Here is a 24,173-nt window from a genome sequence, read left to right as displayed (position 1 = left end):
GTTGAAGCCGTCGACTTCGCCCGCCTCTTCCCAGATTTCCGTCAGAATCTCCGGCCCCTGGGTCTGGGCCAGATAGAGCGCCCAGATCACCGACGCGTAGGGATGCAACCCATCGACCGATGCGCTGTTGGAGAAGGCGCGCAGCGAGACATTCGGGTTGTTGAACCAAAACGGCAGGTAGCCGTAGTAGTCGTTCACATCGTCGAAGACGATCTCCTCCATCGCGGTCGCGGAGACTTCCAGCCACCAGGGGAAGCTTTTCAGACTGCCGCCCTCCACGCGCTCCTCGGCCTCGAAGGCGTCATACGACCACTGGCTGGCGTGGTGGAACTCATGCGACGCGGTCACCTCCATCGCGTCGAAGGGGCGGCTCTCATATCCGGCGAGTTTTGTGTAGTCGCTGTGCAGTTCCATCCAACTGGTGGCCCACCACGGATTGCCGGGGCCGTTGTTGACCAGCGTGTCGGGATAAGTCAAGCCGTAAAAGGAATTGGCCAACGACACGAAGTAAATGTCGAACCGTGGATTCTCGCCGGGGCGCGGAATCTGATCGGAGACCGGAAAACGGAACCCGAGGGTGTCGATCTGCTTGGCGACCACGCGTTCCAGAATCTCCGCGCAGTTGAGCACATAGTTGGGGACATTCCCCGGCCCAATGCCGAAGGAGAGATTGACCGAATCGCTCCCCGTGCGCGTGTAGTGGATGCGGAAGAGGCCATCGGGTGTGTCATACAACTCGGGGAGCGCCGGACGGTCGAAGTCCACCACGCCGGCGATCTGCGCGCGCGTGGCCGCGGACAGATCGGGCCAGCGCAGCCGGGTCTCGAGCAGAAGCGGCGAGGCGCAGGTGCGGTGGACCGGGATGCCATCAACGATCACGGAACCGGCGGGCGCGAAGGCGGCCTCGAGACGGGAGATCAAGTCGCGCTCGTAGGCGGCATCGGCGGCCCGGGCCGCGGGGACAAAGACCAGAAGCGTTGGCAGAACCGACAGGGCCAGCAGGACCGATGAAACGTGACGGCGCAAGGGAAGCTCCTGTTAGGATCGATTAGGCGGTTTCCGGATTGTCGATGCGGGCATGGACCGTCCGCAGGACCTTGTCGCTTAAACTCTGGCCACGGGTCAGCAGTTCCCCGGCTTCGGAGAGCATCTGTTCACGGAAGGCGGCATCGGGGAATCCCGCCATGTTGATTTTCACATTCAGCCCGGCGCCGACAATCGCCGAATGGGCCATCTGCGCGGCGACCCCCGCATCGGAGACCGCGTTGGCGTTGCCCTTCTCCGCGCAGATGGCGGCCAGCTCGATCACGCGGCAGGCGGCACGGCAGACTTCCAGCGGCACTTGCGCCGCCTCGCGGGTGGCGGTGTCGATCGCTTGGTCGCGGGCGGTGACTTCGGCGGGAGTGTCCTTTGGGAGTTTGCGCGCGGCCATCACACGGTCGAAGGCCTTGGCGTCATCGTCGGCCAGGCGGGTCAGCTTGGCGCGCAGGGTCTCGGCTTCGGCGAGCACGGCCTCCATTTCGGACTGCACCGCGGCGTATTTCTTCTTCCCCACCGTGAGACGGCAGACCATGGCGGTCAACGCGGCCGCCAGGGCCCCCGCGGCGGCGGAGACCGTTCCCCCGCCCGGCGCGGGCGCGGAGGAGGCGACGCTGTCGGCGAAGACTGTCCATCCGGCTGACTGCGCCTGCGCCTCGACCGCGCGGCGCAGTTTTTCCTCGAGCACCTGCTCGGAGGAGAAGCGCTCCAACTGCAGGTAATGGGCGGCGACATCATAGAGCGATTGCGCCGGGGTGAGGCCGACGATTTCGGAAGAGGTGACATACGTCCCCCAGCGCCGGGCCTCGGATTTCACCATCTCGAAGACACGAAAAATCGGCGTCTTCTCGTAGTTAACCAGATTCATCGAGACCTGGACACAGCCGCGGTCCTTAATCTCAAATCCAAGCGCCTTGCAGTAGCGCAGCCCGCCCCCGCCGAAACGGATCGCCTTGGCGATCTCTTTGGCGACCGAGAGGCGGTTGGTGGCCAGATAGCAATTGTAGGCGACCAGGGGCATGCGCGCGCCGACGGCGGTCGCGCCGGCCTTGAGATTCATGATCGCCGGGCCGGCATCGGGGCGGCGGTTGGGGTCGGTTTGGATGGTGTCGCGGATGCCCTCGTATTCGCCGCGGCGGACATCGGCGAGGTTTTCGCGGTCGGGACGGGTGGCGGCGGCCTCGTAGAAATAGACCGGGATCGCCAGCTCCTCGCCGATGCGCTGGCCCAGCTGACGCGCCAGGGTGGCGCAGTCGGTCAGTGTGAGTCCGGCGATCGGCACAAACGGCACCACATCGGTGGCGCCCATGCGCGGGTGCTCGCCCTTGTGGGTGCGCATGTCGATCAGTTCGGCGGCCTTGCGCACGGCATTGAAGGCGGCGCGCGCCACCGGTTCGGGCGCGCCGACCAACGTCACCACCGAACGGTTGTGGTCGGCGTCCATCTCCTTGTCAAGCAGGATAACGCCGTTTTCGGTCAAGGCGGCGGCGATGATGGCATCGACGATTTCAGGACGGCGTCCTTCGGAGAAATTCGGGACGCATTCGACGAGTGCGGGCATGAGATGCGGTCCTTTGTGGCTGGCCGTTTGGGCCAGACCATAAAGATAGCGCATGGCGGGGCTTGGGGCTATGGGTGTTTGCAGAAGCGAACGTCGCGCCATGTAGGGTGGGTGCGCTCTTTGCACCCACCCTACGTCTGCTCTCGATGGCGACGGCGGAAGAGCAGGCTCGGCGGAAGCATCGCCCTCCTCAAAAGGAATCGTACTGATTGTCGTACAAGGGCGGGTGCGCCAAATCCAATGATGGCGCGCGGGGCCATCACGCCGGCCAATCGGCAAGTTCCCATTCAATCGTCCTCGTTCTTCGCGCTCGGAGCGGGTCGTCCGAAACGGGCGGCCGCTTAATTCTCAGATCAACGGGAAGTCCGGAGCATGCATCGCAAGTATGACTGGCGGACAATGAGTTACAACGACGAATAGGGCAGTAGCTATCCTGAAGGTCAAGAACTCATCTTGACGCAACTCAAGCAGCGAAATTCGATTGACATCCGGAGGCTCTCTCCCCTACTAAAGTTCAGGTCGCTCCCTATCACCCTAGGCCGAAGGCACGCGCCCGAGCACTAGCCATTCGCATACTCAGTCCGGCTGGCGGACGCCTCGCCGGCTCAACGGAAACGAAGTAAGTCACGAGAGGAGAGTGGTCGTGAGCACTTCCAATCAGCGTGCGGGCGTGAACTGCCAACTATTCGCCGTGATTGTTGTTTTGTTGGCGGGCGTTGCCCCCATGAATGGCTATGCGCAGAACACGGCGCCTTACTTCCTTGAGCTGCCCGAGATCGTCGTAACGGCAGGTTGCACCGACAGTTTCGACCTGTGGGACTATGCGGAAGATGCCGAATCGAGCGACGACCAATTGATGTTTTCCTTGTCTGAGTGCAACCCGGGCAACTGCTGCTGGGCAAGTTTGAATCCTTTCGGCATCGGACACATGATCGATATCGTGCCCCCTGTTATTATTTCCGGATGCATTCCATACGAGTGTCATATGACGGTCAGAGTCTACGACGGCGACTTGTCGGATGAGGCGACTTTGCATGTGACGATCCTCCCCAATGACTCGCCGCAGCCCGTCACGGTCTTGGGAGTGCCTGAGGCTGTATGCGGAGGGCAGGGTTATGACCTGTCTGCGTCTGTTTCAGCACCATGTGAAGTAAGTTGGCATTGGACGACAAACCCGTCTGGAATCGGGACTTTTAGCGCCCCGTCCAGCAATGTCACCAGATGGACGCCACCCGCAGGATTCACTGGGGATTGCGCAGTCATCGCGCGGGCAGAGACCGATTGCTGGGGGGCCAACGGGGGCGAATGGACTATCGTAGGCGGGCCACCCGGCATACCTTCGATTACGGGTTTGCCAGGCACAGTGGAGGCGGGGCAAATATACTCACTTAGCGCGAGTGCCCCGGGAAACCCGACAGGTTGGAGTTGGAGCTCTTCTTGCGGTGGAAGCTTCAATCCGCCTGACAACAGTAGCACCATTTGGACAGCTCCGTCTGGGTTCTGCGGTCCCTGCGATATTGGATTGACAGCCACCGCGCCTTGCGGATCGACATCGAATAGCCAGTCGACGAGCGTCTCTTCTGGGCCTCTGCCCCAGCCCGACGCGCCGCTGTTGATGTCTCCCTTTAATGGGATCAGCACCACCGACGGAAACCCGTACTTTGATTGGTCGGATGTTAGCCCTGGGCCGGGCTGCATTCTCACGTATATGATCGAGGTGAGTGGCAGCAACGGCTTCTACTCCATCGAACGCTCCGCGTCTGATTTGTCGGCTTCCAACTGGGATGCCGATCAGTGGCCAGCGTTCAGTTTCGGGGACTGGTATTGGCGCGTTCGCGCCAGAAATCAGCGATCCGACGCCCCCTCCTGCGCAATCTGGGGTAACTGGTCGGAGGTCCGCTGGTTCTGGGTGGAGAAGCCTTATTCCCCGCCACCACCCTCTTGCCCAGTTCTCTTCGTCCTCGGCGAGAGCGGGTATGCTGAGGAGAATCCCCTGCTAACGGCTTGTGAACGCTTCGGCTATACACAGGAGGTCACCGATCTTTATCCTATCACTGCGCCGGTTCCGCGCGATCAGGAACGATTGACACTTCAGTTGCGTGAACTTGAGGACGAAGTCACCTATTTGAGGGATCTCGAAATCATGGTCGTCGATCACTCGTCCGGAACGCTCATGGCATGCGACCCGGAAGGCAATGTAAGACTCTGTGAGTCTGTAGGGCAGCCGCCAATGAGTGCGATTGACGAGGATGGCAACGATCGACTGTCGGAGTTGGTTACATTTGATGATTCCTACTATGAAGCCCCACAGAGTGGGTCGTTGGTGTTGACCTACGGGGCACATCAGGGTGCGATCTTTCTCCCAGCAGCGGCCAAGGACCGATGCCACCCGGTCGAAAAGGTGGCATCAAACTCGACCCGCTCGAAGCCGGAATTGACGGTGGAATTGCTTACGTCGGATGGTCTATGGTCCCCTTCCGCCGCGCTGCCGCCAAGGGAGAATCCCTCAAGTCGATTCGTAGTGCCGGGCTTCTCAGCCAGTTCAACGGATCTGGTTACGTATCGGGTCTCGTGGCTGGGGCCATATGCGGTGAATTCTGTACCGTACCACATCCTCGTTCAAGAAGAACCCATGGTTCAGTTGGTCCGAGCTTCGAGTGTTTCTGTGCTTCGTGGCTCCCAGCAAGAAGAACCCGTAGATCAAGGCTCAGATCCGTCGGCTATGGTTCTCCACAAAGGAGACATCGCCACTTTCGAATTCGAACTACCTGGGCTGACTGATCCGGGCATGAAACGCGACTTTGTAGTGAAGGCGGTTGGACGATATGAACCAGTTCTTCGCACAGCAACAGACGAAATGCCGACTGCATTCCGGCTCCATGAGAATTTTCCGAACCCGTTCAATGCAGGAACAGTCATTTCATTTGACTTAAGTGAGAACTCAGACTGGGATCTCACTATCTACAATGTTCTTGGCCAGCCGATCCGCCAATTTGAAGGCCGCGGCGACGAGGGACAAGTCCGGTTGACCTGGGATGGTCGGAACGGTTTTGGCTCGCTGGCAGCTTCGGGGGTGTACCTATACCGGCTGGAGGCCAACGGTCACAGTTCGACCAAGAAGATGATGCTTCTGAGATAACCTGTTTTCTGACAACCATCGCATGTGCAGCAATGGGCCGCCGGATTCTCGGCGGCCCTTTTCTTGTGCGTCCGGTATGGGCACTGACCTGGAGGTATAAGTCCTCTGTGAAGCAGATCACAGCGACACAAGGGAAGCGTTCTTCAATCGTCAACCCTCCATCCTCGCCTTGATCGACCACGCCAGCAGCGGCTGCGTCAACTCATGATGCCCGGTGAAGGAGTAGCCCTTGCCGGAGTGTATCGTCGGGCGGTTGACAACGTTGGTGTTGGGGAGGTAGTCCTGTAGGGAGGGTGCGCTCTTTGCACCCACCCTACGTCTGCTCTCGATGGCGACGGCGGAAGAGCAGGCTCGGCGGAAGCCTCGCCCTCCCGATCAATGCGGGATCGAGACTCGAGTTACAGTCCCAGCCGCGATTTGATCGACCAGGCCAGGAGCGGCAGCATCAGTTCGTGATGCCCGGTGAAGGAGTAGCCCTTGCCGGAGCGCAGTGTGGGACGGTTGACGACGTTGGTGTTGGGGCGGTAGTGCTGGATCATGTCGAAATTGGCGGTGACAAAGCCGGTCACCCTGCCGCGGTTGCGGGCGACGGTCAGCGCTTTCAGGAAGACTTCGGGAAGGATGACCGCCGAGCCGAAGTGCAACACCACGCCGCCGTCATGGAGGCGGCGGCACTGCGCCGCGAAAATCCTGAAGTCCAGATGGCCGGTCTTCCCCACCGCCGCGCCGTCGTATTCGGGATGCTGGGCGACGATCTCGGCGCCGATGGCGGGAAAGACGAGCGCGGGAATGCCATAACGCACCGCCTGCGCGGTGAGCGAATAAACCGCATGCGGCGGATGTTTCTGAATGATGTAGCGCCCCACGCCCTCCCCCAACCCGACGCCGTAGCGAGCCGCGGTTTTCACGCCTCCCGCAAACCATTTGGCCGTGTCTTCGGCCATGCCGAAACGGCCATCCTCCAGACCGGCGGCGACATCCTCGGAGGTGCGCCCGAGGAAGGCGATTTCCAGATCATGAATGGCGCCAGCGCCATTGAAGGCGACCAGGTCGACCAGTCCATCGCTCATCAGGTCGATGATCACCGGCGAGAGGCCGCATTTGAGCACATGCGCGCCGAACAACCAGAAGATCGGCTTGTCGTTCTGCCGGGCGGCGACAATCGCATCGAGCAAGGCGCGCCAGTCGTTGGCTTTGAGGAATCCGGGAAGCGCATCGAGGTATTCGGCGAGACGGTCGGCCGAGTCGAGCGGTTTGGCGAAACGGGTGACATCGACCAGCGAGTCGCGCCGCGCGGCCTTAACCCGTTTGAGGCCGCGGAGAGTATCGGGGGTGTGTGTCGGTCGATTGGGCATCGGTGGAAAGGAAAGCAAATGCGCGGGGAAAGCCAAGAGGATGGGTGGGAAGTGAACAAAGATTCCAAGCCGGCGGCCATCGACTGCGCTTAGGATCTTTGGGGCAGCGCCGGCCTGGAATGACGGGATCGTAACGCCCCGTCATTGCGAGGAGGGCGCGTTCTTTGCGGCCGACGAAGCAATCTTTTTTGGCGGACGCGCGGATCAGTAGCGACGGATCTGCCCGAGGCGGTAGTCTTCGAGTTCGGCGATGATCGAGCCGACCACCACTTTGCTTTTCATCAGGACGGGCAGATGGAGACGGTCATCGGTGAGCCAGACGGTCACTTTACCCTCGTGCTTGAACAGGCCGGCCGCCTGCAACAGCGGCTCGACCACTACGGTGCTGAAGACCCCGGCCTTGACCTTGATGCGTTCCTTTTTGATGATCCTGACAGTCAACCGGTAGAGCTTCTTGCCGGAATAGATGTCCAGTTCGATGTCCTGGCCCGGCACCAGTTCCATCGTCCGGACATGATACAAAAGCGAGAGATCATCAAGGACATAGCGGGGCACCGGGAACGTGTCCTTGGGCGTGTACCCCATGCCGGCCTCGGGATCGAAGCGGATGCGGCGGTTGGAGCGGTAGCGTCCCTCATGGAGGCGCTTTTCGAAGTGCAGCGGATAGAGTTCGCGCACATCCATGAATGTCTCGACCCGGTCATCGACCTTGAAAAAGGTAGAGACAAAGCCGTTGGACTTGACGGTGGAGACGATCGGATAACAGAGCCGTCCAAAAGTGTCGACCGGGGCGCCGACAAACATGGCGCCGGTGCCGGCATTGATCTTCTCCCAGCCGATCGAATAGGTGAGCGACTCGCCGACGCCGAAGGCCCAGTTGGTGACCGGACGGGGCGGCCAGGGGCCGGTGCCGACGGTCAGACTTTCGGGGAGTTCATTGACCGGCTTGCCGGTGTCGGTATCGGCGGGTTCATTCTGATCGGCGGCGCGCAAGGGCGGCGCATACGGATCGGCCATCAACAGACACACCGCCAGCGCGGCCAATGCCAGAAGCGCCATCTGCGACAGGCGCCGCGCGGAGCGCTCGGTGGCAGGCGCGGTCATGATGCGACGCCGGCGCGTTGCCGGATCCCCGGCAGAGCGCGTCGGATCGCCTCCTCGATTTCGAAAAAGGCCTGCTCGTAGCGATTCATGTCACCGCCGATCGGATCACGGATCGAGTCGCGCCGCGGATCGAACGTCGCATTCGGAAAGGCGCGCAGAAGAAAGACCCGATCGGGATCGGCGCCGAGATTGATGCAGGATTCGTGGTGCTCCTCCGACAGGGCCAGGACGAGATCGGACTCCTGCAACAGCGCCGGCGTCACCGCCTGCGAGCGGTGCGCGGAGAGATCGATGCCATACCTGGCGCAGATGGCGATGGCGTTGTCGGTGGCGGGAGCTCCGATCATGCCGCCGGTTCCGGCGGAACGGACATCGAACCGCACCGGGTTGTCGGGCAGTTCGGCCAGCGCCTTCTTCAGGATTCCCTCGGCCATCGGGCTGCGACAGGTGTTGCCGGTGCAGACAAACAAGACCCGATAGGGACGCGAGCCGGCGGCGGGCGGATCAGGTTCGGGCATGCGATTCATGTTGTCACTTAAACAGCCCGGCGCATGGCGTCGTTCCAGGCCTGTTGGGTCACCGGTCCGGGGCGCAACTGCCGCGGACGGGATCCGGTGCAGTCGACGATGGTCGATGCGGCACGGCGACGGTAGCGCGTCGGACGCGCCCAGACCAGCCGTCGCGCCTGCGCCTGTTGCACCAGCCAGCGGTTTTCCGCGCGCGGGTTCAACAGAATGCCGCTGGGGTTGGCGCTGGTGGCCAGCAGCGGATGGCCCAGCCGCGCCAGCAGACGCGCAATCAGCGGTTCGGGGGAGACACGCACCCCGACCGATCGTCCATCGCCCCCCAACAACTTGAAGGTTGGGTTGACGGTGGGCAAGATCAATGTCAGCGGCCCCGGCCAGAAGGCGGCCGCCAGTGTCCGCGCGGCGGGAGGACAACCGATACGCCATCGCGCCAGTTCATCGACGCCCGTCAGAAAGATGGTAAACGGCGCGCCGGGGCCGCGTCCTTTGATCTGCCGCACGCGTTCGACCGCCTCCGCGCTGGTGGCATCAGCGGCCAGGGCATACTGGGTTTCGGTGGGGATCACCGCGGCCCCCCGACGACGCAGATGCCGCACCAGCGGGCCCACGGCGGCTTCGGGGTTGTAACGGTCGAGCGGAATGATCATCCCGGCCGCCTGGGTCAGAGGTAGGGCTCCCACTGCGGGTCGGACTTGAGCCGTTCCATCAGCCGTTTGATTTCATCGATGCGGCTTTTGTGCGCGACCAGGATCGCTTTGTCGGTGCGCACGACGACCAGGTCGGAGACGCCGAAGGCGCAGATGAGGTCATCGGTGTCGTTGTAGACGGTGGTGTCGAAGGTTTCCATCTCGACCACCCGGCCGACGAGGACGTTGTTGTCGACATCGGCCTTGCGCAACCGCGAGAGCGCCAGCCAGGAGCCAACATCGTCCCAAGCCAGGTCGGCTTTGATGGCGACAACGTTGCTTGCGCGTTCGAGCACGGCAACGTCGATTGGAATTCTCTCGGCGGTCTCGTAGAGTTTGGCCAGCGCCTGCCTGTCGCGTCCGGACTTGCGGTACTGTGCCAACGGTTGGTAGACGCCGGGGCAGTGCTTCTCGAGCGCCTCCAACAGGGTCTTAACCGTCCAGACAAAGATGCCGGCGTTCCAGAGGTGCCGGCGGCCGTAGTAGTAATCCTGCGCGGTGGTGCGGTCGGGTTTTTCGCGGAAGGTCTCGACCTGATAGGAATTGATGCCGTCGGCGGAGGCGAAGTGCGGCCCCAGTTCGATGTAGCCGTAGCCGGTCTCGGGACGGGAGGGGTTGATGCCGATGATGACGAGGTTGTTTTCCGCCTTGGCAAGACGGATCCCTTCGCGGAGGATGCGGCGCAGCATCGCCGCCGGCTCGATGGCGTGATCGGCGGAGAGCACGACCAGGGTGGCCTCCGGATCGCGGCGGGCGATTTCGACCGCGGCCCAGCCAATGGCCAGCGCGGTGTTGCAGCCGCGCGGCTCCATGAGCACGTTCTCCTTCGGCAGATAGGTGACTCGCTCCTGCACCGCGTGGCCGATCTCCTCGCTGGTCACCACCCAGGTCCGCTCGGCGGGGAAATCGGGTTTGATGCGCTCGATGGTGGTTTCCAGGAGCGACTGATCACCGAGGATCGGTAGAAGCTGCTTGGGGCGTTGGCGGCGCGACAGGGGCCAGAAGCGTTCTCCGTGTCCCCCGGCGAGAATGACGGCATGATCCATAGGGTGTCCCGTGCGCGGCCGCTAAAACTTCGACGCGCGTCCGTGGTAACGATCATATTGACGGCGCAGGTCCTTGAGGTCTTCCCAGGAGTCGCGCTTCCATTCGGGGTTGCGCAATAGCGCCGCCGGGTGAAAGGTGACCAGCATGCGCGAGGCGCCGAACTCAAACCAGCGGCCGCGCAGTTTGGAAATCGGGGTCTTGGTATCGAGCAGAATCTGCGCGGAGACGCGCCCGAGACAGACGAGGAAGGGCGGGGCGATCAGGCGGATCTGCTCGGCCAGATGCGGCAGGCAGGCCTCGGATTCCTCGGGCAGCGGATCGCGGTTGTCGGGCGGACGACACTTGAGGATGTTGGCGATGTAGACCTGGGTCCGATCCAGATCGATCGCGGCCAGCATCTTGTCGAGCAACTGGCCGGCGCGACCGACAAACGGTTCCCCCTTCAGGTCTTCATCACGTCCCGGCGCCTCGCCGATGAACATGATCTCGGCGCGGGGATTGCCGACGCCAAAGACGAAATTGGTGCGGGTGTGCCCCAGCGGGCACTTGGTGCAGGTGTGGATGCGGTCATACAGTTCGGTGAGCGTGGCGGCGCGCCGCTTCTCCCCCGCCGGAGCGAACAGTTCCATGGTCGGTTCCATGTCGAGGGCCTGGCGCAGGGCGCGCGCCATCGCGGCCGGAGTCTCTTCCATGGATGTTTGGTACGCAAGCGGGGCGGGGCTGTCAAGATGAAGGATCGCGCGCGCGGGCAATGGCGCGTGATCGCGGACACGATCAGGGCGAGATCAGACGACGCGGGCCGGACGAACGCCGCGCAGGGCAATGGCGCGACTCAAGATGCGGTGCGCCAGTTCAAGTTTGGGACAAACGCCGGTCTCCTCCGGGGCGCTGTCGCGCGTGAGGAAAATCGCGTCGTTGGTGTCGCCGCCGAATTCGGAGCCGGGATGGGTGGGATTGTTGGCAACCAGCAAATCGAGGTTTTTCTTTTCCAGCTTGGCGCTGGAGACAAGACGCTGCGAATCGGTCTCCAGCGAGAAACCGACCAAAATCTGGTGCGGGCGCTTGCGCGCGCCGAGATCGGCGAGGATGTCGGGGGTTGGCTCCCACTCGATCCGCGGGGCGCCGGCGTCCTTGCTGAGCTTGGTGTCACTGGGATGCGCGGGGCGCCAGTCGGCCACGGCGGCGACGCCGATGGTGATGTCGGCGCGATCAAAACGCGCCAGCGCCGCCTGGTGCATCTGCGCGGCGGTCTGCACCGGGACGAATTCGGAGACTGCCGGACGCGGCAGCGCGGTGGGGCCGCTGATCAGCGTGACGGCGGCGCCGCGGGCGGCGGCCGCCTGCGCGACTGCATAGCCCATCTTGCCCGATGAGCGATTGGTAATCACGCGCACCGGATCGAGCGGCTCCTGCGTCGGCCCGGCGGTGACCAGCACATGCAAACCGACCAGATCGCGTGGATGACGCGCGTTGAAGTGGTCGAGCACCGCCTGCAGGATCTCCTCCGGCTCGGCCATGCGTCCGACACCGACGGTGTGACAGGCCAGCTCACCGGTGCCGGGTTCGACGAACAGCGTGCCGCGACGGCGCAGGCGCTGCAGGTTCTCCTGCACCGCGGCGTTGTACCACATCTCGGTGTTCATTGCCGGCGCCAGCATGACCGGCGCGGTGGTGGAAATCAGCAGCGTGGTCAAAAGATCATCGGCCAGGCCGTTGGCGTAGCGACCGATCAGATTGGCGGTCGCCGGCGCGATGAGGAACAGCTCGGCCCACTGAGCGACATCGATGTGCCGTGTGCCGACAAACCGCTCGGCGGGAAACATGTCGATTAAGACATCGCGTCCGGAGAGGGTCTCCATTGTCAGGGGCGTGATGAATTTCGCCCCATGCGGGGTCATGGTGACCCAGACATCGGCGCCGGCATCCTTCAGACGGCGGCAGAGGTAGGCCGTCTTGTAGGCAGCGATGCCGCCGGAGATGCCCAGCAGAATGTGACGGTCTTTCAGCGGTGCCATAGTCGGATTATCGGCTGTTTCCCCGCGCCGGTGAGTGTCGTGACGGTCCCCCGATGGTCCGCGCCGCATGCGAAGGACCCCGGAGGTGAACGGCGCCATCAGCCGGCCATCGCCTTTATCAACGCGGCTTAGTGCCGGAAGTTCCGTACGCCGGAGAAGACCATGGCGATTCCGGCGGCGTCGCAAGCGGCGATGACGTCGGGGTCGCGTTTGGAGCCTCCCGGTTGGATGATCGCGGTGATGCCCGCGGCGATGGCCGCCTCCGGTCCATCGGCCATCGGGAAGAAGGCATCGGAGGCCAGCACCGCGCCTTTCGATCTCTCTCCCGCCTTGCTGATGGCCTGATGCACCGCATCGACGCGCGATGTCTGCCCGGCGCCGAAGCCGACCGCGGCGTTCCCCCTGACCAGGACGATCGCGTTCGACTTGGCATGCTTGACCATGATGCGTCCCAGCAGGAGCGACTCGATCTCTGCCGGTGTCGGCTGTTTGCGGGTCACAACCCGCAGGTTTTCCGCGCCGACGACGGCGGTGTCCTCGCTTTGCACCAGAAGGCCGCCGACGACATCGCGCATGCGGAAGCGCAGGGCCTCCCTGAGATTCATGGTCGGCACTTCGACATAGCGGCGGGTCTTTTTCTGCTTGAGCAAATCGAGCGCATCGGGCGCAAAGCCGGGCGCGAGGATGCATTCCAGGAAGGTGGTCTCATCCAGCGCCCGGGCGCAATCGAGGTCGACCGGACGGTTGAGCGCGACGATGCCGCCGTAGGCCGAGAGCGGATCGGTGTCATAGGCGGCGAGGTAGGCGTCGCGGATGTTGCCGGCGACCGCAGCGCCGCAGGGGCTGGCGTGCTTAAAAATGGCGGCGAAGGGCTGCGCGAAGTCGGCGGCCATCCGCCAGGCGGCATCGAGATCGTTGAGATTGTTGTAGGAGAGTTCCTTACCGCCATGCACCCGCGCGCGCGCCAGCGAAATGGGCGCCTCATCGGCGGCGTAGATCGCCGCCTGCTGATGGGGATTCTCGCCGTAGCGCAACGAGGCCATCCGGGTGAAACGCGGGATATAGACCGCCGGGAAGACGCCCTGTTCCTCGCCGGAAAAGCGATCGTAAAGATACGCGGCGATCCGGGCATCGTAGGCGGCGGTGATCGCAAACGCCTTGGCCGCCAGACGGGCGCGGGTGGCCAGTGTGGTCTGTCCCTGGTGGTCGTTCAGCTCGGCGGTGATGGTGGCGTAATCGGCCGGATCGCAGACCACCGCGACGGTGGCGTGGTTTTTCGCCGCGCCGCGGATCATCGATGGCCCGCCGACGTCGATCAGTTCGATCGCCTCGGCCAGCGTGGCGTTGGGGTCATCGGCGGCCCTGGAGAACGGGTAGAGATTGACCACCACCAATTCAAGGGCGGCGATGTTATGCTCACGCATCTGGTCGCGGTCCTTCGGATGGCCGGGGCGGGCGAGGATGCCGCCCATCATGATCGGATGCAGGGTCTTGACACGGCCATCGAACATCGAGCCGACGCCGGTCAAGTCCTCGACCGAGGTGGCCGCGAGACCGGCGTCGCGCAGCGCCTTCAATGTGCCGCCGGTGGAGATAATCTCGACCCCGTGGGATGTCAGGGCGCGGGCGAACTCGACGATGCCGGTCTTGTCGTAGACGGAGAGCACGGCGCGCCGGACGCGCACGAAATCGGGGGCGGCGGACGCGGCGGTCATGGCGCCGGACTCGGCGGCGGTGGGGGGATTCATCGGATGTCTTCTCTCTGGCCGCGGCGCGGGGCCGCGGCGTTCGGGTGTCATGATGACGGAATGAGAAGCCGCGCGACTTCCTCATACTTGGCCACGGTGTTGGCGACCACGTCGGCCGGAAGCTCCGGCCCAGGCGGGGTCTTGCTCCAGCGAATGGCCTTGAGATACTCGCGCACATACTGCTTGTCGAAACTGGGCTGGACCTTGCCCGGCTGGTAGTGGGCGGCGGGCCAGAAGCGCGAGGAGTCGGGGGAGCAAATCTCATCGATCAACGTGAGCGTGTCGCCGTCGAAACCGAATTCGAACTTGGTGTCGGCGATGATCACGCCGCGGGCGCGGGAGTAGTCGGCGACCCAGTTGTAGAGCGCAATCGAGGTGTCGCGCAGCCGCCCGGCCAGATCGGCGCCCAGCTCATCGGCCATGCGCTGAAACGAGATGTTCTCATCGTGGCCGGTGTCGCTTTTGGTGGCCGGGGTGAAGATCGGCTCCGGCAGTTTCTGCGACTCCACCAGGTTATCGGGGAAGCGGAAACCATGAAGCGAAACCACGCCGCCCTTGGCGTTCGGACGGGCATCCTCGTACTCGGCCATCAGCGAGCCGGTGATGTAGCCGCGCACGACGCATTCAAAGTCGATGCGGCGGCACTTCTTGACCAGCATCGAACGCCCATCCAGCTGATCGGCGAAGTCGGGGAGCGGCGGCGGGAAGGCGGCAACGTCGCTGGCCAGCAGATGATTGGGCACGATGTGCCGTGTCTGCGAAAACCAGAAGACCGACATGCGGGTGAGGAGTTTCCCCTTGCCGGGAATCGGGGTCGGCAACACGACATCGAAGGCCGAGAGACGGTCGGTGGCCACGATCAGCAGTTTGTCGCCCAGATCATAGACGTCGCGGACCTTGCCGCGGGCATGGAGCGGGACGCCGGGGATGTTGGTTTGAACGATGGCGCCGTGGTCGGTGGTCACTGTCATGGGTTGGTCATCCTTTCGTTGCCGGGGAATGTAGCCCGGCCGGCGTGCCGGAATCAACGGCGCTCGGCGGCAAATTTCGCAATCGCTTCGGGCAGAAGTTCATGCTCCACTTTCAGGACCCGCTCGCGCAGGGTTTCGGGGGTGTCATCTGGAAGGACCGGGACTTTGCGCTGCAGGAAGATCGGCCCGCGGTCGTACTCGGTGTCGACAAAATGCACGGTGGCGCCGCTTTCGGTTTCGCCGGCGGCGATCACCGCCTCGTGGACAAACATGCCGTACATCCCCCGCCCGCCGAACTTGGGCAAGAGCGCCGGGTGGATGTTGATGATGCGGCCGGCGTACGCATGGACCACCTCGGCCGGCAGCAGCTTCATGTAGCCGGCCAGCACGATCAATTCGGTGCGGGTTTCGCGCAGGATGTTGAGCAGCCCTTCGACAAAGGCCTCGCGCGAGCCGGCGCGCACCTCCGACCAGTGCTCGGCGCGGATGCCCGCCTGACGGGCGCGTTCGAGGACGTAGGCATTCCGATTGTTGCAAATCAACGCCATGATCCGGGCGTTGAGTTGCCCGGAAGCGATCTTGTCGACAATGGCCTGGAAGTTGCTGCCGTTGCCGGAGGCAAGCACGGTGATGCGAATGGGGTCAGTGGTCATGGTCGGGGGTCCGTGATGGTCGGAATCGGTTCATGTGTATGGGTAGGAACAAAGATTGCTTCGTCGGCCCGGCATAGAGCCGTCGGGTCTCCCCGCAATGACGATGCAGGCGTCCAGCCGTCACTCCCACGTCATTGCGAGGAGGGCGCGCTCTTTGCGCCCGACGAAGCAATCCTTGCTGGGCAGCGGGCCGGAGCAACCGTAGCACCATGTATCTTTATTCCCACGTCGTGGCGTATTGCATACGCCCTTCACGTGCGTGGCAACAGGGGCGTATGCAATACGCCCCTACGAGCATCAATCAATCATCCTCATGCTCCCCGCATGGGAGAAGGATCATACATCGAATGCCGATTCTTCCACAATAGTCCAGATGTCAGATTGGCGATCCCGCCGTACCCTGCCTAACACTGTTCGTTCAACCGCTGCCTGAGCAGTTCGCTCACTTTGCCGGGATTGGCGGCGCCCTGCGTCAATTTCATCGTCTGGCCGACGAAGAAGCCGAACAGTTGTGTCTTGCCGGCGTGGTAGAGAGCGACCTGGTCGGCGTGTTCGGACAGCACGCGGTCGATGACGGGCAGCAACTCGGCATCGGTCGAGATCTGGACGAGCCCCGATGAGGCAACGATGTCGCGGGCGGTGCGTCCGGTGGCGGCCATCTGATCGAAGATCTCCTTGGCCATCTTGCCGGAAATCGTGCCTTTCGCCACCAAGTTGAACATCTCGCCGAGAGCGGCGGGGGTTACCGGCAACCGATCGATGGTGATCCCCTTCTCCCTGGTGACGCGCAGGACCTCGGTCATGATCCAGTTCGAGACTTTCTTGCCGTCGGGAAAATGGCGGACTGTCTCCTCGAAGAAATCGGCCAGCGCGCGGGTGTCGGTGAGCACGGCCGCGTCGTAGTCGGGGATGCCATACTGCGACGCCAGGCGCGCGGCGCGCGCGCCGGGCAATTCGGGCAGCGAGCGGCGCACGTCCTCGATCCAGGCCTTCGACACACGCAACGGCAGCAGATCGGGGTCGGGGAAATAGCGGTAATCCGACGACTCCTCCTTGGAGCGCATCGGGTGGGCCGATTGCGCCCGCTCGTCCCACAGCATCGTCTGCTGGACCACGACGCCGCCGGATTCGACCAGCCGGGTCTGGCGCTCAATCTCGAAGGCGAGGGCGCGTTCGACGCCGCGGATCGAATTCATGTTTTTCACTTCGGTGCGGGTGCCGAACCGTGGGTCACCGACCGGACGAATCGAGACATTCGCGTCGCAGCGCAGCGCCCCCTCCTCCATGTTGCCGGTGCAGATGCCGAGGTATTCGAGGGTCTGGCGCAGGCGGGTCAGGTAGAGCCCTGCCTGGCGCGGGGAGCGGATGTCGGGTTTGCTGACAATCTCGATCAACGGCACGCCGCAGCGGTTCATGTCGACCCAGGTGGCGTCGGCGTCATGCGCGTATTCGGGATGAAACGACTTGCCGGCGTCCTCTTCGAGGTGGATGCGGATAAGGCCGATTGCAATCTCGGCGCCGTCGTCGAGGAAGGTGACCGCGCCACCTTCGCCGAGCGGGCGGTCATACTGCGAGATCTGGTAACCCTTGGGCAGGTCGGGATAGAAGTAGTTCTTGCGCGCGAAGATCGATTCGCGATTGACGGTCCCGCCGACGGCGAGAATCATCCTCATCGCGTATTCGACCGCGCGGCGGTTGAGCACCGGCAGCGCGCCGGGCAGCCCGAGACAGACCGGACAGGTCTGGGTGTTCGGTTCGGCGCCATAGGCGGCGCGGCAACCGCAGAAGATCTTGGTCTCGGTCAAAAGCTGCGCGTGGACTTCCAGTCCGATGACGGGCTCGTATTTCATGGGCACGGTCAGAATCGCTCGATGGTTTCCCCGGCGCTCAGAATGATGTGTTCCTCAAAGGGGCGTCCAATCAACTGCGCGCCGATCGGCAGCCCGCTGGAGGATTTGCCGCAAGGCACCGACACGGCCGGCACGCCGGCAAGATTGATCGACGTCGTGTAGATGTCGGACAGATACATCGCCAGCGGGTCCTCGGTGCGTTCGCCGAGCTTGAAGGCGACGGTCGGCGCGGTCGGCGTGAGCAGGCAGTCGCAACTCTCGAAGGCGCGGCGGAAATCATCGGCGATCAGCGCGCGGACCTTCTGCGCGGTGCCATAGTAGGCATCGAAGTACCCGGCGGAAAGGACATAGGTGCCCAGGAGAATGCGGCGCTTGACCTCGGCCCCGAATCCCTCGTTGCGGGTCTTCTCATACATCTCGATCAGGTCGCGGGCCGTACCGGTCCGGTGGCCATACTTGACGCCGTCATAGCGGGCCAGGTTGGAGGAGGCCTCGGCGGTGCAGATGACGTAGTAGGCGGCAATGGTGTACTTGGTGTGCGGCAATGAGACGTCGACAAAACGGTGCCCCTGCCGTTCGAGACGCGCCCGGGCCTCGTTGACCGCCGCGGCGACTTCGGGATCAAGCCCCTCGCCGTAGTATTCGCGCGGCAGGCCGATGGTCAGCCGTTCGGGAAGCGGACGGCCATCGCTTAGCGGCATCGATGTTGAGTCGTGGGGATCATGCCCCTTGATGACATCGAAGACGGCGCGGACATCGGCGATCGAGCGTCCGAAGGGGCCGATCTGGTCCAGCGACGAGGCAAAGGCGACCAGCCCCCAGCGTGAGACGGAGCCGTAGGTCGGCTTGAGGCCGACCACGCCGCAGAATCCGGCGGGGGTGCGAATCGAGCCGCCGGTGTCGGAGCCAAGGGAGCCCATCGCCTGAAAGTCGGCGACGGCGACCGCCGACCCGCCCGAGGAACCGCCCGGCACTCGGCGGGGATCATGGGGATTGCGCGACGGACCAAAGAAGGAATTCTCGGTGGATGAGCCCATGGCGAACTCATCGAGGTTGGTCTTGCCGATGATGATGGCATCGGCGGCTTTCAGGCGCGAGACGACCGTGGCCTCGTAGGGGGGCTTCCAGTTTGCGAGCATGCGCGAGCCGCAGGTGCAGGGCACGCCGGGCATTGCGATGTTGTCCTTGATCGCCACGATCGCCCCGGCCAGCGGCCCGAGGGGACGGCCGGCGGCGCGCTTCCCGTCGATCGCCGCCGCCTGCATACGGGCGTCGGTGTCGGTGACGCGCAGGTAGGCGTTCAGACCGCGCCGCTCGGTGATCCGATCAAGATGGGCATCGACAATCTTCGAAGCGGAGATGTCGCCGGCGACCACGCGACGGACGGCCTCGGCGATCGACCAATGTGTCGGGGAAAGGCTCACCCTGAATGATAGGACGGTCCGACTCTGAAATCAATCCGCGGTCGGCCAACCTCTCCCCGACCGGGAGAGGTTGGCGCGGACCGGCCGATGTCAGAGCAGTGGCAGGTATTCGTTCATCTCGTAGTCGGTGACATGCATGCGGAAACGATCCCATTCGAGCCGTTTGTTGGCCAGAAGCGTGTTGAAGATGTGCGCGCCCAGGGTTTCGCGCATCAGCTCCGATTGTTCGAAGACATCGCACGCTTCAGCCAGCGAGCCGGGGAGCGCCTTGATCCCGAGTTGGTCGCGCTGCTTGTCGTCCATGTGGAAGATATTCTGTTCGACCGGCTCGCCCAGCGGATACTGCTGCTCGATGCCCTTGAGGCCGGCGGCGAGCATGCAGGCGAAGGCGAGATAGGGGTTGCAGGCCGGATCGGGGGAGCGGAGTTCGACGCGGGTCGCCTTCTCCTTGCCGACGCGGTACATCGGGATGCGGATGAGCGAGGAACGGTTGCGCATGCCCCAGGAGAGGTACACCGGGGCCTCGTAGCCCACCACCAGCCGCTTGTAGGAGTTGACCCACTGGTTGGTGACGAGCGTGAACTCGCGGATGTGCTGGAGCAGCCCGGCGATGTAGTGGCGCGCGACCTTCGAGAGGTGATAGGCGTCACCCTTCTCGAAGAAAAGATTCTTACTGCCTTCGAACAGCGACTGATGAGTGTGCATGCCGGAGCCGTTCTGGCCGAAGATCGGCTTGGGCATGAAGCTGGCGTAAGCGCCGGCCTCCAGCGCCAGTTCCTTGACCACGAAACGGTAAAGCATGGCGTAGTCGGCCATGGTCAGCGCTTCCTGATAGCGCAGGTCGATCTCGTGCTGGGAGGGCGCGACCTCATGGTGGGAGCACTCCACCTGGATGCCGAGTTGCTCAAGCGAGACCACCGCCTTCTTGCGCAGGCGGGTGCCCTCGTCGATGGTCGAATAGTCGAAGTAGCCGTCGCGGTCGAGCAGTTCGGTGCCGTTGGCATTGCGGAAGTAGAAGTACTCGATCTCCGGCCCGGTGTAGAACGTCCAGCCCTTGTCCTGCACCTTCTTCAGAGCGCGCTTGAGCACCTGGCGCGGATCGCCCTGGAAGGGCGTGCCATCGGGCTTTTCGATGTCGCAGAACATCAGCGCCACCCGCTCGCCGGCGACCAGCCAGGGAATGATGCGGAAGGTCGCGATGTCAGGACGCGCCATCAGGTCGGATTCCTCGATGCGCACATATCCCTCGACCGACGAGCCATCGAAGCCCTGCCCCTCTTCGAGCACGCCCTCGATTTCCGAGCGCGTGATCGACATCCCCTTCATGTGGCCCAGGACATCCGTGAAGAGAAGGCGGATGTACTTCACGTTGTTCTTGTCCAAGGCAGTGAGAACATCGGCATTGGTTTTGACCATTGTCCCGTCACCCTCTCTGGTTTGTGTGTCTTCCGCCCCCCTGAAAAAGCCAGCGAATCAATGATTTGGCGCACCTAAGTCAAACGGAAACTGTCGCGATGTGGAACAATCGCCTATCACCACAAGCCACAAGGGGTTGTGGCTGGTCAGTTTCACGCCGCGATTGGCAGTGGTGCGACAATTTCCATGAGTGGTTAAGTCCAAGCAGCCACGCCAAATACAGAAACGGGCCGACGCTGTGCGCCGGCCCGTTTGGATCTTTCAGTGTGGCGGCCCGTTACTTCTTGAGAAACGGCGTAATCAAATCAATCGGGATGGGGAAGATCGTTGTGGAGTTTTTCTCCGCGGCGATCTCGGTCAGCGTCTGCAGGTAGCGAAGCTGCAGCGTGGCGGGGTTGCGTCCGATGATTTCGGCGGCTTCGGCCAGTTTCTGCGAGGCCTGCAGTTCGCCTTCGGCGTGGATGATCTTGGCGCGGCGTTCACGTTCGGCCTCGGCCTGGCGGGCAATGGCGCGCTGCATCTCGACCGGCAGATCGACATTCTTCACCTCGACGACGGAGACTTTGACGCCCCACGGCTCGGTCTGGTCGTCGATGATTTTCTGCAGTTGCTTGTTGATCTGTTCGCGATTGGCCAACAGGTCATCGAGTTCGAACTGGCCGAGAATCGAGCGCAGTGTGGTCTGGGCGATCTGCGATGTGGCGACCAGGTAGTTGGCGACGTTGACAATGGCCATGTTGGCGTCGATGACGCGGAAGTACACAACGGCGTTGACCTTGACCGAGATGTTGTCGCGCGTGATCACATCCTGCGGCGGGACATCGAGGGTCACGGTGCGCAAATCGACCTTCTGCAGTTTGTCGATGATCGGGATCAGCAGGATGAGCCCCGGCCCCTTGGCGCCGATCAAGCGCCCGAGCCGGAAGACGACGCCGCGCTCGTATTCCTTCAGCACGCGGATGGCGTTGCCGAGGATGATGAGCGCGACCACAATGATGATGAACGGCGCCAACGACGGCATGTTTCCTTCCATGGTGAACCCCTCCGCCTGCGGCGGCCCGACGGTCGGGCAGCCGGCGATCGTTACGGAATCGGTTTGACGATCAGTTTCATACCCTGTTTGCCGACCACTTCGACGCGCGTGCCGGCGGCGACCGGGGCCTGGGTCTCGGCCTGCCAGTATTCGCCGCCGACATAGACCATTCCGGTCGTCTCGAAGGCCTCGCGCGCGGTGCCGATCTGGCCAATCAAGCCCTCGGGGCCGGTGACCGGACGGCGCAACCGCGCCTTCAGCGCCATCGCCAGCCCGAAGGTGAAAAACGCGACCACGGTCCCGACCACGGCGAGGATCACGGTGAACGAGATCTGCGCGGCCGGATCGGGGGAATCGATGAGCATGACCGACCCGATGATCATGGCGATGGCGCCTCCCACGGTCAGCAGGCCGTGGCTGATGATCTTCAGTTCGAGAATAAACAGGATGATGGCGACGAGGATGAGCGACAACCCGGCGTAGTTGATCGGCAGCGTCTGCAGCGAATAGAATCCAAGGATGAGCGCGATCGCGCCGACGACGCCGGGGAAGATGCTGCCGGGGTTGTACAACTCCATCAGGATGCCAATCCAGCCGATCGACATCAGGATGTAGGCGATGTTGGGATTGCTGATCAGGCCGAGGAGTTTTTCGCGCCAGGTCGGCTCGATGCGCACCACCGCCGCGCCGCGGGTGTCAAGGGTGTCTTCGCCGAAGGGAAGCATGACGACGCGGCCATGGAGGGAGTCGATCAGATCGTCGAGGTCATCGGCAATAAGGTCGACGATGTTGGAGTCAACCGCCTCGTGGGAGGTGATGGAGACCGATTCTCGCACGGCGCGTTCGGCCCAGGCGGCGTTGCGTCCGCGGCGCTGGGCGATCGCCTTGATGTTGGCGGCGGCGTCGTTGGTGGCCTTGCCGGACATGACCGAATCCATCTCCCCCTGCAGGGTGACCGGATGGGCGGCGCCGGCGTTGGTGCCGGGGGCCATGGCGGCGATGTGGCCGGAAATGAGGATGAAGACGCCCGCCGAGGTGGCGCTGGCGCCCGAAGGGGCGACATAGGTGACCACCGGCACGTTGGCGTTGAGAATCTGCTGGGTGATTTCGTGGGTGGTGGAGACCAGCCCGCCGGGAGTGTCCATCTGGACGATCAGCGCTTCGGCATCCTCCGCCACCGCCGCCTCGAGGGCGTTTTCGATCTGCATCGCGGTGACCGGGCCAATCGGGCCCTTGATGGTCATCACGTGCACCGATGCGCCCAGCGCCGCCGCGGCCCCCAGGAGAACCAGCGCCGCGACCAGAGTCAGTCGGTGGAGGTTCGAACGTCTCATCTGCGAATGGTATACGTGATTCCGCGCCGGATTGCGAGATGAATCGACCGCCCAATGGCAAACAAGGGGCCAAAGCCCCTTGTCTGCCCAATGATGACTGTGCGGACTTAGTACTCTTCGGAGGCGAAGTACCGCTCGATCCGGTCGAGGAAATCGTCGACGCGGGTCTGGTCGGTGACGCCGGACTTCGTGGCGCGGCGGCGGCCGGACTTGTTTTTCTCGGCGATGACGAGCGCCTCATCGAGGGTCAGTTCCATCTTGTCGATGAAGCTCGACTGCGACGGGTGCAGTTTGGCGGTGGTCTCATAGAGGAACGGAACCGAGGCGCCCATCTTCATCGCCAGCACGGTGTTTTCGAAGCGCTCCTCGATGGTGTAGGGCAGCGGGAGGAACATCGAGAGGAAGACCAGGTAACCCATCATCACCCAGCCGAAGATGAGGCCGACGAAGGCGCCGCCGAACTGGTCGTGCTTGCCCAGTTTCTGCACATTGGCGACGCGGAAGAAGACCTTGGCGCCGAGGCGGAAGAGGGCAAACAGCAGCATCGAGGCGATGAGGAACGCCCACATCGAGACCCACAGCGGCGAGGCGTGGAAGTACCCGGCCAGCTCGCGGGTGAAGGAGTCGTTGTAGTGCACGGCGACCACGATCGCGGCGCAGAGGCCGAGCGTGATCATGATCATGCGCACGAAGCCGCGTTTGGCGCCCCAGCCGGCGCAGGCGATCACGCCGATCAGCAGCGCCAGATCGATCAGGTTCATCATAGTGCCCCCCCGTTTGGTCGCCGGGACGGCATGATGCGGGATGGCGCGAACGAGTGGAGTCGCTCCACGGTTCTGTGCCGGCCTGACGGCGGGCCCCCTGCCCCATGCCGAACCGACGGAACCTACGCTTCCGTTTTGACGGTGTTGCGAAAGACTGCCCTTGGCCCCCCAAGTGCGCCGGCGCCGCGCGAGCCCAAGGCGGCCCGCGCGCGCCGTCGTCTTTGTCAAATCACTGCGTCAAGATCACACCCGATACGATATGCCCTCAGCAAAAGAGGTCGGCTCAATAGTCGCCGCCGCGTTTCCGGTTGCGCCGTCTGGCCTGATTCATCTTGCGCTTCTTGCGTTCCGATGGCTTTTCGAAATGCTGGTGCTTCTTGACATCCGAGAGGATCCCCGCCTTCTCACAGGTCTTGTTAAATCGTTTCAGGGCCTTCTCGAAGGATTCATCGTCGCGTACGCGAACGCCGGTCATTAAGAGCGTTCAACTCCTTCCAAATCCGGCTAC

20 protein-coding genes are annotated in these 24,173 nt (G+C 63.1%); 1 reads left to right on the top strand and 19 read right to left on the bottom strand.

What is annotated here, in order from left to right; genetic code table 11:
• Both VNN55_08040 and ftcD read right to left on the bottom strand, forming a co-directional pair.
• Positions 1-1,026, bottom strand: a 1,026-nt coding sequence (locus VNN55_08040) for an MXAN_6640 family putative metalloprotease (GenBank protein HWO57501.1), incomplete at its 3' end; no start/stop codon positions are given.
• A 22-nt stretch (positions 1,027-1,048) separates the two neighbouring features.
• Positions 1,049-2,599 (bottom strand): glutamate formimidoyltransferase, encoded by a 1,551-nt coding sequence (gene ftcD, locus VNN55_08035; GenBank protein HWO57500.1) that lies wholly within the window; start codon positions 2,597-2,599, stop codon positions 1,049-1,051.
• 643 nt (positions 2,600-3,242) lie between these two features.
• Here ftcD and VNN55_08030 point away from each other — a divergent pair.
• The gene (locus tag VNN55_08030) at positions 3,243-5,738 is read left to right on the top strand and encodes a T9SS type A sorting domain-containing protein (GenBank protein HWO57499.1); all 2,496 of its coding nucleotides are present in this window, start codon (positions 3,243-3,245) and stop codon (positions 5,736-5,738) included.
• A gap of 398 nt (positions 5,739-6,136) precedes the next feature.
• Here VNN55_08030 and VNN55_08025 read toward each other — a convergent pair whose 3' ends face one another.
• From VNN55_08025 to rpsU, 17 genes are all read right to left on the bottom strand, one after another.
• Complete coding sequence (locus VNN55_08025) at positions 6,137-7,093, bottom strand: hypothetical protein (protein HWO57498.1); 957 nt, start codon at positions 7,091-7,093, stop codon at positions 6,137-6,139.
• 204 nt (positions 7,094-7,297) lie between these two features.
• Complete coding sequence (locus tag VNN55_08020) at positions 7,298-8,197, bottom strand: DUF3108 domain-containing protein (GenBank protein ID HWO57497.1); 900 nt, start codon at positions 8,195-8,197, stop codon at positions 7,298-7,300.
• Entirely contained in the window at positions 8,194-8,715 is a 522-nt protein-coding gene (locus VNN55_08015; protein HWO57496.1) for a low molecular weight protein arginine phosphatase, read from the bottom strand. The genes VNN55_08020 and VNN55_08015 overlap by 4 nt, the downstream gene beginning before the upstream one ends.
• 17 nt (positions 8,716-8,732) lie before the next feature.
• Complete coding sequence (locus tag VNN55_08010; protein HWO57495.1) at positions 8,733-9,371, bottom strand: L-threonylcarbamoyladenylate synthase; 639 nt, start codon at positions 9,369-9,371, stop codon at positions 8,733-8,735.
• Between the two features lie 14 nt (positions 9,372-9,385).
• Positions 9,386-10,456, bottom strand: coding sequence for a sugar phosphate nucleotidyltransferase (locus VNN55_08005; GenBank protein HWO57494.1), 1,071 nt, complete (start codon positions 10,454-10,456; stop codon positions 9,386-9,388).
• Between the two features lie 21 nt (positions 10,457-10,477).
• Positions 10,478-11,149: a uracil-DNA glycosylase gene (locus tag VNN55_08000; protein HWO57493.1), complete on the bottom strand. Its 672-nt coding sequence runs from the start codon at positions 11,147-11,149 to the stop codon at positions 10,478-10,480.
• 93 nt (positions 11,150-11,242) lie between these two features.
• Positions 11,243-12,472, bottom strand: a complete 1,230-nt coding sequence (coaBC, locus tag VNN55_07995; GenBank protein ID HWO57492.1) for a bifunctional phosphopantothenoylcysteine decarboxylase/phosphopantothenate--cysteine ligase CoaBC — start codon at positions 12,470-12,472, stop codon at positions 11,243-11,245.
• Positions 12,473-12,600: 128 nt separating this feature from the next.
• Complete coding sequence (purH, locus tag VNN55_07990; protein HWO57491.1) at positions 12,601-14,220, bottom strand: bifunctional phosphoribosylaminoimidazolecarboxamide formyltransferase/IMP cyclohydrolase; 1,620 nt, start codon at positions 14,218-14,220, stop codon at positions 12,601-12,603.
• A 47-nt stretch (positions 14,221-14,267) separates the two neighbouring features.
• Positions 14,268-15,191, bottom strand: a complete 924-nt coding sequence (locus VNN55_07985) for a phosphoribosylaminoimidazolesuccinocarboxamide synthase (GenBank protein HWO57490.1) — start codon at positions 15,189-15,191, stop codon at positions 14,268-14,270.
• Positions 15,192-15,244: 53 nt separating this feature from the next.
• Positions 15,245-15,844, bottom strand: coding sequence for a phosphoribosylglycinamide formyltransferase (gene purN, locus VNN55_07980; protein HWO57489.1), 600 nt, complete (start codon positions 15,842-15,844; stop codon positions 15,245-15,247).
• A 404-nt stretch (positions 15,845-16,248) separates the two neighbouring features.
• Positions 16,249-17,694, bottom strand: a complete 1,446-nt coding sequence (gene gatB, locus VNN55_07975; protein ID HWO57488.1) for an Asp-tRNA(Asn)/Glu-tRNA(Gln) amidotransferase subunit GatB — start codon at positions 17,692-17,694, stop codon at positions 16,249-16,251.
• Between the two features lie 8 nt (positions 17,695-17,702).
• Complete coding sequence (gene gatA, locus VNN55_07970; GenBank protein HWO57487.1) at positions 17,703-19,118, bottom strand: Asp-tRNA(Asn)/Glu-tRNA(Gln) amidotransferase subunit GatA; 1,416 nt, start codon at positions 19,116-19,118, stop codon at positions 17,703-17,705.
• A gap of 90 nt (positions 19,119-19,208) precedes the next feature.
• A complete protein-coding gene (locus VNN55_07965) occupies positions 19,209-20,534 on the bottom strand; it encodes a glutamine synthetase family protein (GenBank protein HWO57486.1) in 1,326 nt (441 codons plus the stop codon).
• Positions 20,535-20,811: 277 nt separating this feature from the next.
• Positions 20,812-21,567: a slipin family protein gene (locus tag VNN55_07960; protein HWO57485.1), complete on the bottom strand. Its 756-nt coding sequence runs from the start codon at positions 21,565-21,567 to the stop codon at positions 20,812-20,814.
• 50 nt (positions 21,568-21,617) lie between these two features.
• Positions 21,618-22,901 carry a nodulation protein NfeD gene (locus VNN55_07955; protein HWO57484.1) on the bottom strand — a complete coding sequence of 428 codons (1,284 nt, stop codon included), beginning with the start codon at positions 22,899-22,901 and terminating at the stop codon, positions 21,618-21,620.
• A gap of 107 nt (positions 22,902-23,008) precedes the next feature.
• Positions 23,009-23,665 (bottom strand): CvpA family protein, encoded by a 657-nt coding sequence (locus VNN55_07950; protein ID HWO57483.1) that lies wholly within the window; start codon positions 23,663-23,665, stop codon positions 23,009-23,011.
• Positions 23,666-23,948: 283 nt separating this feature from the next.
• Positions 23,949-24,140 carry a 30S ribosomal protein S21 gene (gene rpsU, locus VNN55_07945; protein HWO57482.1) on the bottom strand — a complete coding sequence of 64 codons (192 nt, stop codon included), beginning with the start codon at positions 24,138-24,140 and terminating at the stop codon, positions 23,949-23,951.
• Positions 24,141-24,173 lie beyond the last annotated feature (33 nt).

The sequence above is a fragment of the bacterium genome (assembly GCA_035559435.1).
Taxonomy (GTDB): domain Bacteria; phylum Zixibacteria; class MSB-5A5; order WJJR01; family WJJR01; genus JACQFV01.
The sequence above is the reverse complement of the archived record's forward strand: the minus strand, read 5'-3'. Positions and strand labels throughout refer to the sequence as shown.